10 protein-coding genes are annotated in these 13217 nt (G+C 74.9%); 1 reads left to right on the top strand and 9 read right to left on the bottom strand.

What is annotated here, in order from left to right; all coding sequences use genetic code 11:
• Positions 1–26 precede the first annotated feature (26 nt).
• From OO54_RS45005 to OO54_RS10815, 5 genes are read right to left on the bottom strand one after another with little or no spacing between them, the layout of a single operon-like run.
• Positions 27–3155 (bottom strand): hypothetical protein, encoded by a 3129-nt coding sequence (locus OO54_RS45005; protein WP_033202650.1) that lies wholly within the window; start codon positions 3153–3155, stop codon positions 27–29.
• Between the two features lie 36 nt (positions 3156–3191).
• Positions 3192–3344, bottom strand: a complete 153-nt coding sequence (locus OO54_RS46365) for a DUF6760 family protein (RefSeq protein WP_167348132.1) — start codon at positions 3342–3344, stop codon at positions 3192–3194.
• Positions 3341–3760, bottom strand: coding sequence for a hypothetical protein (locus OO54_RS10825; protein WP_033202649.1), 420 nt, complete (start codon positions 3758–3760; stop codon positions 3341–3343). Before OO54_RS10825 ends, OO54_RS46365 begins: the two co-directional genes overlap by 4 nt.
• Positions 3760–4203 carry a phage tail protein gene (locus OO54_RS10820; RefSeq protein WP_017242133.1) on the bottom strand — a complete coding sequence of 148 codons (444 nt, stop codon included), beginning with the start codon at positions 4201–4203 and terminating at the stop codon, positions 3760–3762. Before OO54_RS10820 ends, OO54_RS10825 begins: the two co-directional genes overlap by 1 nt.
• Before the next feature lie 60 nt (positions 4204–4263).
• Positions 4264–5844 carry a phage tail sheath family protein gene (locus OO54_RS10815; RefSeq protein WP_033202765.1) on the bottom strand — a complete coding sequence of 527 codons (1581 nt, stop codon included), beginning with the start codon at positions 5842–5844 and terminating at the stop codon, positions 4264–4266.
• Between the two features lie 628 nt (positions 5845–6472).
• Here OO54_RS10815 and OO54_RS10810 point away from each other — a divergent pair.
• Positions 6473–8095: a peptidoglycan-binding domain-containing protein gene (locus tag OO54_RS10810; RefSeq protein ID WP_033202648.1), complete on the top strand. Its 1623-nt coding sequence runs from the start codon at positions 6473–6475 to the stop codon at positions 8093–8095.
• Positions 8096–8180: 85 nt separating this feature from the next.
• Here the strand turns inward: OO54_RS10810 and OO54_RS10805 are convergent, their stop codons facing one another.
• From OO54_RS10805 to OO54_RS10790, 4 genes are all read right to left on the bottom strand, one after another.
• On the bottom strand, positions 8181–10253 hold the full coding sequence (locus OO54_RS10805; protein ID WP_078905145.1) for an ATP-binding protein: 2073 nt from the start codon (positions 10251–10253) through the stop codon (positions 8181–8183).
• Positions 10250–10885, bottom strand: a complete 636-nt coding sequence (locus OO54_RS10800) for a Pvc16 family protein (RefSeq protein ID WP_033202646.1) — start codon at positions 10883–10885, stop codon at positions 10250–10252. Before OO54_RS10800 ends, OO54_RS10805 begins: the two co-directional genes overlap by 4 nt.
• Complete coding sequence (locus OO54_RS10795) at positions 10885–11535, bottom strand: helix-turn-helix transcriptional regulator (RefSeq protein ID WP_017242129.1); 651 nt, start codon at positions 11533–11535, stop codon at positions 10885–10887. Before OO54_RS10795 ends, OO54_RS10800 begins: the two co-directional genes overlap by 1 nt.
• A 275-nt stretch (positions 11536–11810) precedes the next feature.
• On the bottom strand, positions 11811–13160 hold the full coding sequence (locus OO54_RS10790; RefSeq protein ID WP_106970001.1) for an NAD(P)/FAD-dependent oxidoreductase: 1350 nt from the start codon (positions 13158–13160) through the stop codon (positions 11811–11813).
• Positions 13161–13217 lie beyond the last annotated feature (57 nt).

Here is a 13217-nt window from a genome sequence, read left to right as displayed (position 1 = left end):
CCTGTGCGGTCCGGGGCGGATCCCACTCAGTGGCCGTGGTCTCTCAGGCGTCCCACCCGCTCACGGTCCGCCCGGAGCTCCGCGCGCAGCAGGCGCGACAGCGGCGTGACGAGCCGACGGGCCAACTCGTCCAGCTGCGTGGGCGACTCCGTCTCCGGGGCGTTCGCCCCGGTCGCGGTCCGCTGCACGGACGGCGTCTTCGGCGCGCTGCGCGTCACCGCGGCCGGTCGCTGCGCCCTCGCGGCCGGCACGGGGGCCGCCGCGGTCCGTTGCAGCGGAGCGGCCGCCACCACGGGAACACTCGTGCCGGAAACCGGAGCAGGCACGGGCGTCGACGCCGGGGCGGTCTCCGGAGCGCTCAGCCGCTGCACGACGACCGGACGGGCCACGGGCCGCACGGCGGCGGGCGGAGCGATCGGGACGACGGGACGAGCCTCGGTGCCTGTCGCGGTGCCGGTTCCGTTGGTCCCCGCGGACGCGGGTCCGGCGGCGCTCCGCTGCACGGCCGGGGTGGACGCGGGGCGGACGAGGGGCGCGACGGGTCCCCCCACGGCACCCTGAGCCACCGGGGCGCTCGCCGCACCCGGAAGGCTCGGCGCGAGCGGACGGGTGGTGGCGAGCGGAAGCGAGGCACGCCGCTGTACGAGAGGAGTGGCGGCCCGCGGAACGTCGATGACGGTCACGCGGGGCGCGGGAACCCCGACGGCCGCCGACGCCGACGCCGGCGCGGACGGCCGCACGGGGGTGCCCGCGACGGGCGTCGCCGAGGTCCGGGGGCTCGCCGGGCCCGTCGAAGTCGTGGGAAGGACGGGGGAGCCGGGGGAGGCGACGGGGCCCCGAGGTGCCGGCGCGGCCGCGCCGCGTTGCACGACGGGCAGCGCCTCGACCGGAGTCGAGACGGCGGGGGGCGTGGCCGCGGGCCGGGGCGCCGTCGCACGCTGGACGGTGGAACGCGGCGGTGCCGACCCGTCGGTCGCAGCCCGGGGCGTGCCGGTGGCCCGGGCGCGGGCGGTCGGCGAGGTGCCGGGTGCGCTCGCGGTCGGTGCTGCCGCGCGCTGGACGGCGGGCTCCTGGGAGGACGCGGTCGTCGGGACCGTCGAGGTGCGAGGGCCGGCCGGGGGAGCCGCAGGCGCGGCGTGGGTGCCGCGCTGCGCGCCCGACGCCGCGGGGACCGGGGTCCCGGGAGCCGCCGCGGCACCGGGCTTGCTCGTGGACGCCATGGGAAGCGCGCCGGCGGCGGACGGTGGCGCCGGCGTCCCGGCGGCGGCGCGCGCGGTGCCCTGCGGCACCGACGGCATGACCGGAAGGGCGGGTACGGCGCGCTGCACGGTGGAGTTCCCGGCAGTGGAGGTACCCGTGGGGGTCGCCGCCGCGCCGGGCCGCGGCGACGGCGCGACCGGAGCGGCGGAGGCGGCGCGCCGGACGGCGGGAGCATCGGCTGCCGGAATCCGCGCAGTCGCGGCAGTCCCGGGCTGGGCGGTGCGCGCGACGGGCAGCGCGGAGGAGGCGTGATCCTGGGGCGTCGACGTCCGGGGAGCCACAGCATCGGGTTCGGACCGCGGGGTCGGCGGAGCCGCAGCGGTCGCGCGCTGCACGGCCGGTGCGTCGGGGGCGGCGGAGCGCTGCACCGTCGGGCCGGCCGGCGGCCGCGCGTCCGCCGGAGCGCCTCGCTCGGCCGAGCGGGTCGCCAGGGGAGCCTGCGGAGCGTGCGTCGTCGACGCGGTCTCGCCCCGGGAAGGTGCGGCGGGTGTTCCGGGCGCACCTTCCGACGTCGACTGCGCCGCACGCTGGACGGATGCCGGCTCCGCGCCCCCGCCGGGGACGGGCGCGGCCGGTCGCGCCTGCCGCGCGCCGGGAAGGGCGGAGGCGGAGGCGTCCGGGGTCGACCGCACGATCGGCGCCCCGATCGGGGAGCGTCGCGGTGTCGGGTTCGTACGAGCCGCCGGTGCCCGGCCGGAGCCGGTGTCCTCGGCGGCGGAGCGCTGCACAGGGGCGCCGAGGCCGGGCCGGGCCGCCGGATTCGCCCGGGGAGCGGGGGCGTTCGGGGACATCGGGGCGGACGGGCGTGCGGAAGCGGGAGGAGGCGTCGCCTGCCGCGGCGGTGCTGCGGGCGCCGAACCCGCCTGCTCGGAAGCGGGAGACGCGGGGCCGGCGGCCGGCGCGGGAGCGGTCGGCGGCGTGGACGCCGTCGTGGTCCAGTCGGCGCCCGGGGCGCGCCGGGACCGGCGTACGGGAGGCCGGCGCTGCACCGGAGCGTCGAGCGCGCCGACGGGAGTCCCGGGCCCGGCGGGGGAACCTGGGCCCGGGACGTTCTGGGGCCGCCCGGAGCCGACGGGCTCCGGCGCGGCGGTGTCGGGCGAGCCGGTGGGCGTCTTCCCGGTCGCGGTGGTGTCGGACGTGACCGTCGGAGCCGCCGAGCGCTGGACCGTCCCCGCCTCGGGTGCGGACGGGGACGCGTGCCGTGCGGCACCGGCCGGCGCCAGTCGGCGCGACGGCTCGACCGGCCGCGCGGTGACGAGCGGCGAACGGCGTGCGGGCGCGGGCCGCACGGGGCCCCGGGAGGCGGCTCCTGCCGCCGGAGCCGCCGCGTCGACGCCGCTGCCGCCTTCGGACGCCGTCCCGGCGGGGCGCACCCCGGCCGCGCGCTGCACCGGCCGAGGCGCGGAGCCCGACGTGCCGGGCCCGCTGCCGCCCCGTACGGGACCGGGAGCCGCGCTCGCGCGCTGCACGGCGCCACCGGCCCGTGCCCCCTCGGTCGGGGCAGGGGCCGCCCCACCGGGAAGCGGAACCGAATCGGCGGTCGCACCGTCCACCGGGCCCGTGCTCCTGGCCACCGGCAGCCGCAGCCCGGGCAGTTCGCCGTCGGAGGAGCCCGTACCGGAGGCCGGTACGGGGCGCACCGCGTCGAGGAGCACGCCGGCGGGCGCGTCAGGCAGAGCGCCATGGCCCAGGTCGCTCTGGAAGGACGGGTTCCAGTGGGTGGCGAGGGAGGCGGAGAAGCCGTGCTCCGCGATGGTGGCGGGAGCGCCGAGCACCCGCTGCACGGGGGGCAGCGCCAGCCACGCGTCCCCGGGCGCCGCCGCGGGAGCCGCGCTCTCCACGGGGGCGGGGGACTCCGCGCTCCGCGCCTTGCGGCCCCGCAACTTCTCGAACATGCCCACCTTCTCCGACCTCCTTTCCGCGTACTGCCCTTATGCCTGCGACCGCTCCACCAGCGACGCCACCTGTGCCACGTACTTCCGCCGGTCCGCGTGCTCCAGATCGAGGATGTCGTCCATGCCCCAGTGGAAGTGGAAGGCGAGGTACGCGGTCTCCTCCTCGATCCGGTCGACCGCGTACGTCACGATTCCCCCAGGCGGCTCCCGGCCAGCTCGACCTCGAAGGACTGCTCGCAGTGCGGGCACGCGACGGCGGCCCGCGTGTGGCCCTCCGCGTTGATCTGCCGGTAGAAGTCCTGGAGGAACGCCAGGTCGGAGGCGAACATGTTCTCCACCGTCCCGTCGTGGACCGACGGGAGCGTGCCGAGCCGGGTGATCACCCGGCCCAGCAGCACCACGGACAGGTACGCCGGGTTCTCACGGACCCGGATGTCCCGGAGCGGGAGCAGCTCGTCCCTGGCCGTGGCCAGCCGCATCGCCCCGCTGCGGTGCACGGTGCCCGCCTCGTCGACGAAGCCCCTCGGCAGCTCGAACTCGAACTCCGTGCGCAGCGGCTCCTCCGGGCGGTCGTGCCGCGCTCCCGCCGATCCCTCGCGTCGCATCAGCCGAGCGTCAGCTCTTCGAAGGTGATGGTGACCTGCTCGGTCAGGGCGGCCGCGTCGCCCGCCTTGGTCGCGCTCAGCTCGACCTTGGTGCACCAGGCGTTGCGCAGGTTGTACCGCTTGACCTCGCTGAGCTGGTAGTCCAGGAAGATGATGGACGCGTCCTTGCGGGCCGAGCCCATGTCGCCGGCGATGGACGACGAGATCCACTCGGTGAACGCGGCGGACTGCGTGGCGCCGCGGGTCACCGTGCACTCACCGGCCTTCTTCACGCCGGGGAGCTTCTTGATGATCGGCTTGCCGTCCGCCGAGACCTGCTGGAACTCGATGACGTCCTGCTCCATCGAGAGGCCGCTGATCTCCTGCAGGGTCTCGACCATGACGCCGTCGATCTGCAGGCCGAAATTGTGGGTAGTGAGGGCGTCACCGGTGTCGAGGGACATGCGGGTCACTCCTGTTCATGAGAGGGGTTCGGCTGGGGGAGGGAGGGGCGGTGGGGAGGACTACTCCTCCAGCTCGCCGCCGCCGCCCTGGAACTGCGCGAGGCGGAAGACCACGAACTCGGCGGGCTTCACCGGGGCGATGCCGATCTCGCAGACCACGCGGCCGAGGTCGACCGACTCCGGCGGGTTGGTCTCCGCGTCGCACTTCACGTAGAAGGCGTCCTCGGCGCGCTGGCCGAACAGGGCGCCCTGGCGCCACTCGTTGACGAGGAAGGCCGAGATGTTGCGGCGGATGCGGGCCCACAGCGACTGGTCGTTGGGCTCGAAGACGACCCACTGCGTACCGACGAGGATCGACTCCTCGAGGTAGTTGAAGTAGCGGCGCACGTTCAGGTAGCGCCAGGCCGGGTCGGAGGCCAGCGTCCGCGCGCCCCACACGCGGATGCCGCGGCCGGGGAACGCCCGGATGCAGTTCACGCCGATCGGGTTGAGCAGGTCCTGCTCGCCGCGCGTGATCTGGAGCTCCAGGTCGATCGCGCCGCGCACGATCTCGTTGGCGGGGGCCTTGTGGACACCGCGCTCCGAGTCGTTGCGGGCCCAGACGCCGGCCATGTGACCGGACGGCGGAACCGTCCGCGTCTGCCCGCTCGCCGGGTCGAACGCCTTGATCCACGGGTAGTAGAGCGCCGCGTACCGCGAGTCGTAACCGGCGATCTCCTGGCGCCACTTGCGGATGTCCCGCGCGTTGAGCGCGGGCGGCGGGTCCAGGATCGCCATCCGGTCGCCCATCATCTCGCAGTGCGCGATCAGACCCAGCTGGACGGCCTTGACCTGCTCAAGGTCGATCAGGCCCTGCTGGTACGCGGCCATCAGGTCGGGCACGGCCACCATGTTGATCTCGTCGAACGCCTCCAGACCGCCGAAGCCGGTGCGGTCCGCGGAGTCGCCGATGAACTGCCCGGACTCCAGCGCGGCGGACCCGACGGCCTGCGCCGCCGCCGGCGCGGGCACCTGAGCCGGCGGGGCCAGCGTCACGGACTGCGCGTCGGGCCTGGCGAGCTGGGCGCCGGCCGCGGCCTCCTCGAGGACGATGGTCTTGGAACGCTGCTTGACCTGCGCGACCACGTAGTTGCGGGCGCTCTTCTTGGCGGAGGCGTCGAAGCTCTCGACGACCTTCTCGCCGTCCTTGACGACCAGCTTGAACCGCTCGGCCTCGCCCTCCACGTCCTGCACCTCGACGGTGAGCGCCCCGCCGGCCTCGGACCCGGCCGCGATCGCCGCGACCCGGAACGTGCCCAGCGCGACGGCCTCACCGGCCACGAGCTGCGGCACGGCCGCCTCCGCCGCCCCGACGGCCCGCGTGGCGCCCTCCGCGTCCCCGCCGCCGACCCGCACGACGTACGCCGCCGTGCCGCCGTTGTTGAAGAACCCGTACACGGAGTGGGCGAGGTAGTACCCGTCCGTGAAGTCCCCGAACGCCGCGACGTACTGCGACCAGTTGGTGACCAGCACCGGCTCGTTCAGCGGACCGGTCGGCGACAGCCCGACGAACGCCGCCACGGACGTCCCGACGCCCTCGATGGGACGCGAGCCGCTGGCGACTTCCTCGACGTAGACACCGGGGGACAGATAGGTGGGCACGGTCGGTTGCTCCTCGCTGGTGGGGTCGGTCGGCCGGTGTCCGCCGCGACGGAACGGTTCACGGCTGGGCACGGGCGTCGGCGTCGTCGCGGCGCAGCGCTCCGACACGGTCGACTCTCCACCCGGCGGCGGGTGCGGCAGGAGGAGTGAAGGGGCGGGCACGGGGGCAGCGCGACGTGCCCGAAAGTCCCGCCCCTCGCGACCGACACCCCCGTCCGGACGCCGGCCTGACCGCACGGCGGGGACGCGCGGGCCCCGCGGACCGGGCGGCCGGCGGGCCGAACCGCACCCGGGCGCGGTCTTGCGGGCCGGGCCGCGCCCGTGCTGTGCTCGTGCCGACGCGGCGCCCACGCACCCCGCGGGGGGTCCGCCCTCTCCGCCCGGAGAACGGGACGTGCCCTGCGTACCGGCCCCGCCGACGCGTGGGCGAGGTGCGCGAGGGCAACGCGCGGGGGACGAACGGGCAGAGTCCCGGGCTCGCCCGGCCGCCCTCCCGGACAGCGGGCGCCCCGACGGGCGTCCCTGCCCGCCCCGAAGGCCCTTCGCGGGCACGGGGGCAGGCCGCACTGCCCCCGAGCGGGGACTTTCGGGCAGCCGGACGGCACCCCCGCACCCCTAACCTGCGCTCATGACCATGTGGACCTCTCTGGACCCGGCCGATGTGACCGTCGAGCCAGGGGCCCGGACCTCCGCCCGCCTGCGGGTACGCAATACCGGGGACACCGTCGAGGAGTACCGGCTCTCGCTCGTCGGGAAACCCTCGGGCTGGTCCCGGGTGGAGCCGGACGTCCTCCGCCTCTACCCGGGAAGCGAGGGGACCGCCGAGATCTCGTTCGCGCCGCCGCGCTCCTCGGACGTGGAGGCCGGACCGCTCGCGTACGGGGTGCGCGTCGACCCGCGGGAGAACCCCGGGGCCCGAGACGTGCTGGAGGGCCGGCTGACCGTCACGCCCTTCACCGAGACACGCGCCGAAGTGCTGCCGCCCGCACTGTCCGGACGCTTCCGCGGACGCGCCCGCATCGCGGTGGACAACCTGGGCAACACACCGCTCACCGCCTCCCTCGTGGTGCGCGACGAGGCGAACCGGCTCACCTTCGACGTGCGGCCGAACGCCGTGCAGATCGCCCCGGGCCGCGCCGCCTTCGGCGACCTCGTGGTGCGACCGCAGACCGTGCGGTGGACCGGGAGCGAGGAGTCGCACCGCTTCACCGTGGCGGTGCGGCGCGCGGGCGACGACACCGCGCTCGACCTCGACGCCACCTTCGACCAGCGCCCGGTCTTCGGGAACTGGCTGGTGGTGGTCGGCGGGCTCCTGCTGACCGCCGTGATCGCCTTCGTCGTGCTCTGGTTCAACTTCTCGCCGAAGATCGTCAGCGCCGCGAAGGAGATCCAGGCGAGCGGCGCACCCAGGCCCGCCCCGCAGGGCGACGGGGACGAACTGCCCCAGGCGCCACCGCCGCCCGGCGGAACAGGCCCCACGCCCGGCGGTCCCACGCCCGGCGGCCCCCCGCCCCTCGCGGACGGCGATCCGCCGCCGGCCGGCGGCGACGGCGGATCGGGCGGCGGATCGGGCGGCGGCTCGGCCGACGGCGGCGGGGGCGGCGGAGGCCAGGACCCGGGCACGCCGACCGAAGGGACCGACCCCGGCGACGGCGGGCACCAGCCCGCGGTGCCGCCCGCCTCCACGAGGACGCTTCCGCCGTGGCGCCAGGGTGACGCGCGGGACCTCGTCGTCGAGTACGCCCAGGAGCGGCTCGCGTCCCTGAACAACAGCTGCGAACTCAAGCCCGGGTGGACCCGCGGCGTGATCGACGCGGCGACCCGCGCCTCGCTCGCCTGCTACCAGAACGCCGTCGTCGACGACGGCAACTACAACGGCAGGAACTCCGCCGCGATCTTCAAGACGGACGCGGAAGGCACCCTCGGCCGGGCCACCCTCACCTCGCTCTGGGCCCAGGGCATCAGGTCCGACCAGGTGAAGTACGGCACCACCACCTGGCAGACCACCCAGCTGATGGCGGCCTTCTGGTGGGCGTACAACCGCGAGTTCGACGACCACGACTTCGACGTGGCCCGGACCAACGCCCAGTACGGCATCGACCACTTCCGCAACAGCACCTCGAAGACCACCAAGTACAGCGACAACGTCGCCGCCCACATCAAGGACTACCAGGCGGCCGTCGGACTCCCCGCGACCGGAAGCGTCGACGCGGAGACGCTCAAGAAGATGGTCGGTGGCAGCGTGATGTGACCGGACGACCACCGATCCCCACGACAGAGGGGGCCACCCGCACGGGTGGCCCCCTCTCCGGCGTCACACGCCGTCCCTCACCGCCTCACGGAGCCCACGGCGCCACCGCGTCCGGCACGAGCCGCCCCGCCTTGCGGTACTCGCGCCGCGCCCCCGCCCGCACGTCCTCGCCGGTCACCGACGAACCACGGGCCGCGGCCAGATAGCCGGCCGTCACCGCGGCCGACCGGATCGCACCGCCCGCGAGCTCGAACTCCTTGGCACAGCGCGCGATCTCCTCCGCCACGCCTTCCGCCTTCGGCGTGCCGGCCAGGCAGGAGTTCCACAGGGAGACCCGCTGCTCGGGGTCCGGGAACGGGAACTCCACGACCAGGTCGAGACGGCGGGTGAACGCCTCGTCGATGTTGGCCCGGAGGTTGGTGGTGAGCACCGCGATCCCGGCGAACGCCTCCAGGCGCTGGAGCAGGTACGCGCTCTCCAGGTTGGCGTACCGGTCGTGCGAGCTCTTCACCTCCGAGCGCTTCCCGAACACCGCGTCGGCCTCGTCGAAGAGCAGCACGCAGTCCGTGCGGTCGACCTCGGCGAAGATGCGCTCCAGGTTCTTCTCGGTCTCGCCGACGTACTTGTCGACCACCGACGAGAGGTCCACCACATAGAGGTCCAGGCCCAGTTCGCCCGCGACCACCTCGGCACCCAGCGTCTTGCCGGTGCCCGATTCCCCGGCGAACAGCGCGACGACCCCACGCCCGCGCCCGCCACCGGTGCGCAGCCGCCACTCGCCGAGCACCCGGTCCCGGTGGCGGGCCCTGGCCGTCAGCTCGTGCAGCAGTCCCAACGGCTCCTCGGGCAGGACGAGATCGGCGAAGCCGACGGCGGGCCGGATCCGACGCGCATGGCTGTCCAGCAGCGGCGCCGAGACCAGCCGGGCACTGCGCTGCACCTGCGCGAGCGTCAGCCCGGCGCCCTCGAACGCCGCGAGGGCACGCGCCGACCGCGCCGCCCGCCGGACCTGGTCGCCGCTGAGCCGGTACGGCGCCGTCGCCTCGTCCAGATCGAAGTCCCTTTCCAGACCGCCGAGTTCCCGGTACCACAGGTCACCCGGACCCACCGCGTCGTCCGGCGCGTCGAGCGCCAGCAACTCGGCCTCCGGCGCCCATCGGGGGTCCGGCGCGTCGGTTCCGGCAAGGACGACCGTCGCACCCCGTGACGCCAGGGCGCGCACCAGCGGCCCCGGTCGCGACGGGAGCGGTTCGACGACCACGGCCGCTCCCCGCAGCCGGGCCTCCCGCACCAGCGCACGCCCCGCCACCGCGTCGGCCGACTCCGGCCGGTACCGCAGTACGGGCCGCCCGGCGCCCCGCAGTGCGGTCACCACGGCGTCGGCGGCGGCCCCGGGTACGCGCTCACGCAGATGGACGGTGACGGGCCCGGCCGAGGCGACGCGCGCTCCGAGCTCCGAGAAGGCCGGCACCGAGCCGTCCCCGGACGACTCCACCGGCGGCGGCAACTCCGCCCCGGACGACTCCACCGGCGGCAGCAACTCCACCCCCACTCCCTGGAGTTCGGCGTCCAAACGGCTGTCGTCACCCAGCAGATGGGCCACGACCCGCTCGGGTACGCGCAGCGCCCGGCCCGGCAGCGGCCGGTCCTCGTCCTCGACGTCCAGCAGGCCTCCGGCACGCAGAGGGGCGGCCGGATGGAAACGGTCGCGGGCCGAGGCGTCGAAGGTCCCGGTGCCCGCGAGGTCGAGCGCCAGCGCCACGGTGGCGCGACGCCGCCCGACGTCGTCGTTGAGATACCCGTACAGCACCTCGAACCGGCGGTCCACGTCAGGGGCCAGCGCCGCGACGAGGATGTGCCTGTCGAGGGCGGAGAGTCCGAAGGCCCGCGACAGCACGGCGAGCCGGCCTCCCCCGTGAGCGTCCTCGCACTCGCGGCCGCCCGCCGACGGCGAGGGCTCGAACGCGCCGGAGACCGTGCCCGGCAGCGGCTCCGACGCGATCCGGCGGGCCGTCTCCTCGGTGACGTACAGACCGCGGAGCGGGTCGCCTGCCGTGGGGTCGCCCGCGCTGCGGGCTTCCACGAGCGCGGCGACCCGCGCACGCAGCGCGACGATCGACTCCAGGACGCCGTCCGCGCCCTCGCGGAGGTCGCTCACGCCCCGCCCCCCTTCCTCGTGTCGGATCCGACCGTCCGCCGCACCATCCGCGGCCTGGCGTCCCCGGGAACTCCGTCGGCGCCCCGCACCACGATCTCCGCCTCGGTGACCGGCGGAGCCACCCCGTACACCGGAGTGACCGGGAACGGCGTCGTGATCACGACGTCCAGGGACGGCTTGAGTTCGCCGCCGAGCGCCGACCAGATGTCCGCGAGCGACCGCGACTCCGCCGGCGGCACGGCCACGGACACCGGCAGGGCGGTGCTGATCGGGCGCACCGACTCCGGAACGGCGTCGGCGGGCAGCACCTCGTGCGGCAGCAGCAGCGCCAACGCACCCGAGAGGAGCCGGTGTTCGTCCTCCGGTCGTGAGGTCCAGGCCGTCACGAGGTAGGAGAGGCGGAACCAGCGCGGAGGCTGGCGCCTGCGCGTCACGATCCCGTGGGCGTCCCGCTCGGCGTGGGCGCCGCGCTCCCGCCGGGCCACGTCCTCGCGGATGTCGTACAGATAGGCGTTCAGGGTCGGGGCGTTGCGGCGGGCCGCCCAGTCCCGGGTCGGCGCGTCGAAGGCGATGTCGCCCGTGACGGCGGGCGCGAGCAGAGCGCGCAGTGCCTCGTCGATCTCATGGATCATCAGATGTAGCCTTCGCGGAGCGCGTACGCGACGGCATGCGCCCGGTTGGTGAGCTGGAGCCGGGTCATCAGCGCGTGCAGGACGTTCTTCACGGTGCGTTCGGAGTAGGCGAGCTTCTCGCTGATCTGGCGGGTGTCCAGGCCTTCGGCGAGCAGCCGCAGGACGTCGACCTCTCGCGGGGCCATCCCGAAGAGCGGCACGGCCCCGCCGGCGGCCGTTCCCCCGGCGGTCGCCCGCTGAAGCCGACCCACCTGGTTCAGGAGGCGGCTGACCAGGTCCGGCGGGAGCTCGCCGTCGCCGCGCGCCGCACTGTGCACCGCGCTCAACAGCCTCTGCTCGGTGGCCTGGTGGCGCCAGATGATGGCGCGCACCCCGTACTCGACGACCGACAGGAGGTCGGGTTCGCGCAGTTCGCGTGCGACGAGCACCACGCGCTGTTCCCTGCCCCGCAGCAACCGCCGCAGCTCCGCCGTCGTCGGCTCGTCGATCCGGTCCGCGAGCATGACGGCCACGGCGGGGGTGTCGCGGTCGCCGTCGTTCTGTTCGGGGACGAAGTCGATGGTCGGCTGGTGCCGCAAATGGCTGATGAGACCGGCCCGGCTGAGCGGGTCGGAGGCGTGGACGGTCACCGCCACCCGTGTGGTGAGCACGTCGTCTACCCGCTCTTTCGCGCTCGTTCCGAGCGGCCGGGCGCGGCCGTGCGTCCGGCTGTCGCCGGCATCGCAGCCGCGCCGGTCCTTCTCGCTCGATGGTCGGCACGCATGGTGAAGCCCCCCCGTGGTCGCTGGTGCGTGGCCGGCAGGCGCCGGCCACGGTGGTCCCTCCCAGCTTCCCGCGGGGCGCTGACGTCCCGCTGGCGTCGCACTAACGCTCCACTGCCGTGATCCGGGCACCCGTCACCCGCCTGCGCGCAACGTGGCCCGCGTCACTCGCGCAGCGCGGCGGCCACCACCTTCACCGCGACCGCCGGATGGAACAGTACGGCGGGGGAGGCCGTCATGTTGACCACCCGGACGAACCGTGACCATACCGCCGGATCCTTCACGGCGACCCGGAACAGACGCGTGTTGTACCAGTGCGCGAAGCGGGCACCGGCGGCGCGCCGCCGCGGGTCCCACATCAGGTCCGAGTTCGTCGACAGGGTCCAGGGGGCGAGGAGCAGCCGCCCGACGCGCCGCTGGAAGTCGCGGGCGACGCCGTCCGGGGTGCGGCCCGCCGCCCGCCGCCGGGTGAGCATGCCGTGCAGCAGCTCGGCCTCCATCGCCGCCACGGTCAGGCCCTGCCCGTAGACGGGGTTGAAGACGCAGACGGCGTCGCCGACCGCGATGAGCCGGTCCGGCCAGTGCTTGACGCTGTGGTACGGCCGCCACTGGTTGTCGGCGTTGGTGTACCGGTGGGTGGTCTCCTGGGACGTGCGCCGCGCCAACTGCTCGGCCAGGTGCGGATTGCCGAGCGAGCGGGCGAACTCGAGGTACCCGGCGTCGTCCGTCGGCGGCTGCTCCTGGAACCCGAACAGCGAGCAGGTCCACCGGCCGCCCTCGACGGCCAGCAGGACGCCGGCGCGGGAGACGCGGGGCGCGAACAGCATCTGATAGGCGATGAAGAAGGCGGGATGCCCCGCGTCGGGCCGGTCGAAGTTCATCGACGTGTAGGTGACCTTCGCCTTCACCGTACGCTTCCTGGGGACCGAGACCCCCAGCTCGCCCAGCCAGCGCTCCAGTGAGCTGGACCGGCCCGACGCGTCGACGACCAGCTCGGCGGGCAGCTCGACCGAGCCGAACGGCTGTGCGTCGGAGTCCTTCTGGCGGTACGTCACACCTGTCACCCGTCCGCTCCTGTCGCGCAGCAGGCCGACGCAGGACGTGGCCGCCATCAGCGTGACCCGGGGCATCTTGAGCACCCGGCGGCGGATGCGGCGCTCCAGCTCGTCGCGGGTGAAGGTCTGGACGTGGACGCCGGTCCGCGTCCGGGGAGCGTTGCCCGCGGGCATCAGGAAGTCGATCCCCTCGCCGTAGTCGAAGACCGGTGCGCCGGCCTCCCGGAGCTCCTCGCGCAGCCCCGGGAACAGCTTCTCCAGGACCTGCCCGCCCCGCGCGAGCATCGCGTGCGCGTGGTAGCCCTGCGGCGAACCGGGATGGCTTCCCGTCCCCTCGTCGACGTGGTCCCGTTCCATGACGACGACCTCGTCGAAGAAGTCGGCCAGGACCCGGGCGGTCACCAGCCCCGCGTAACTGCCTCCGACGACCACGGCCCTGCCCCAGGAAGGACGCTTCATCGTTCGCCTCTCGCTCACCTGCCGTGACGGGCGGCGCCGTCCGGCCGCCACGCCCCA

The organism is Streptomyces wedmorensis (assembly GCF_000716445.1).
Lineage (GTDB): Bacteria > Actinomycetota > Actinomycetes > Streptomycetales > Streptomycetaceae > Streptomyces > Streptomyces wedmorensis.
This window is presented reverse-complemented; position numbering and strand designations above follow the sequence as displayed.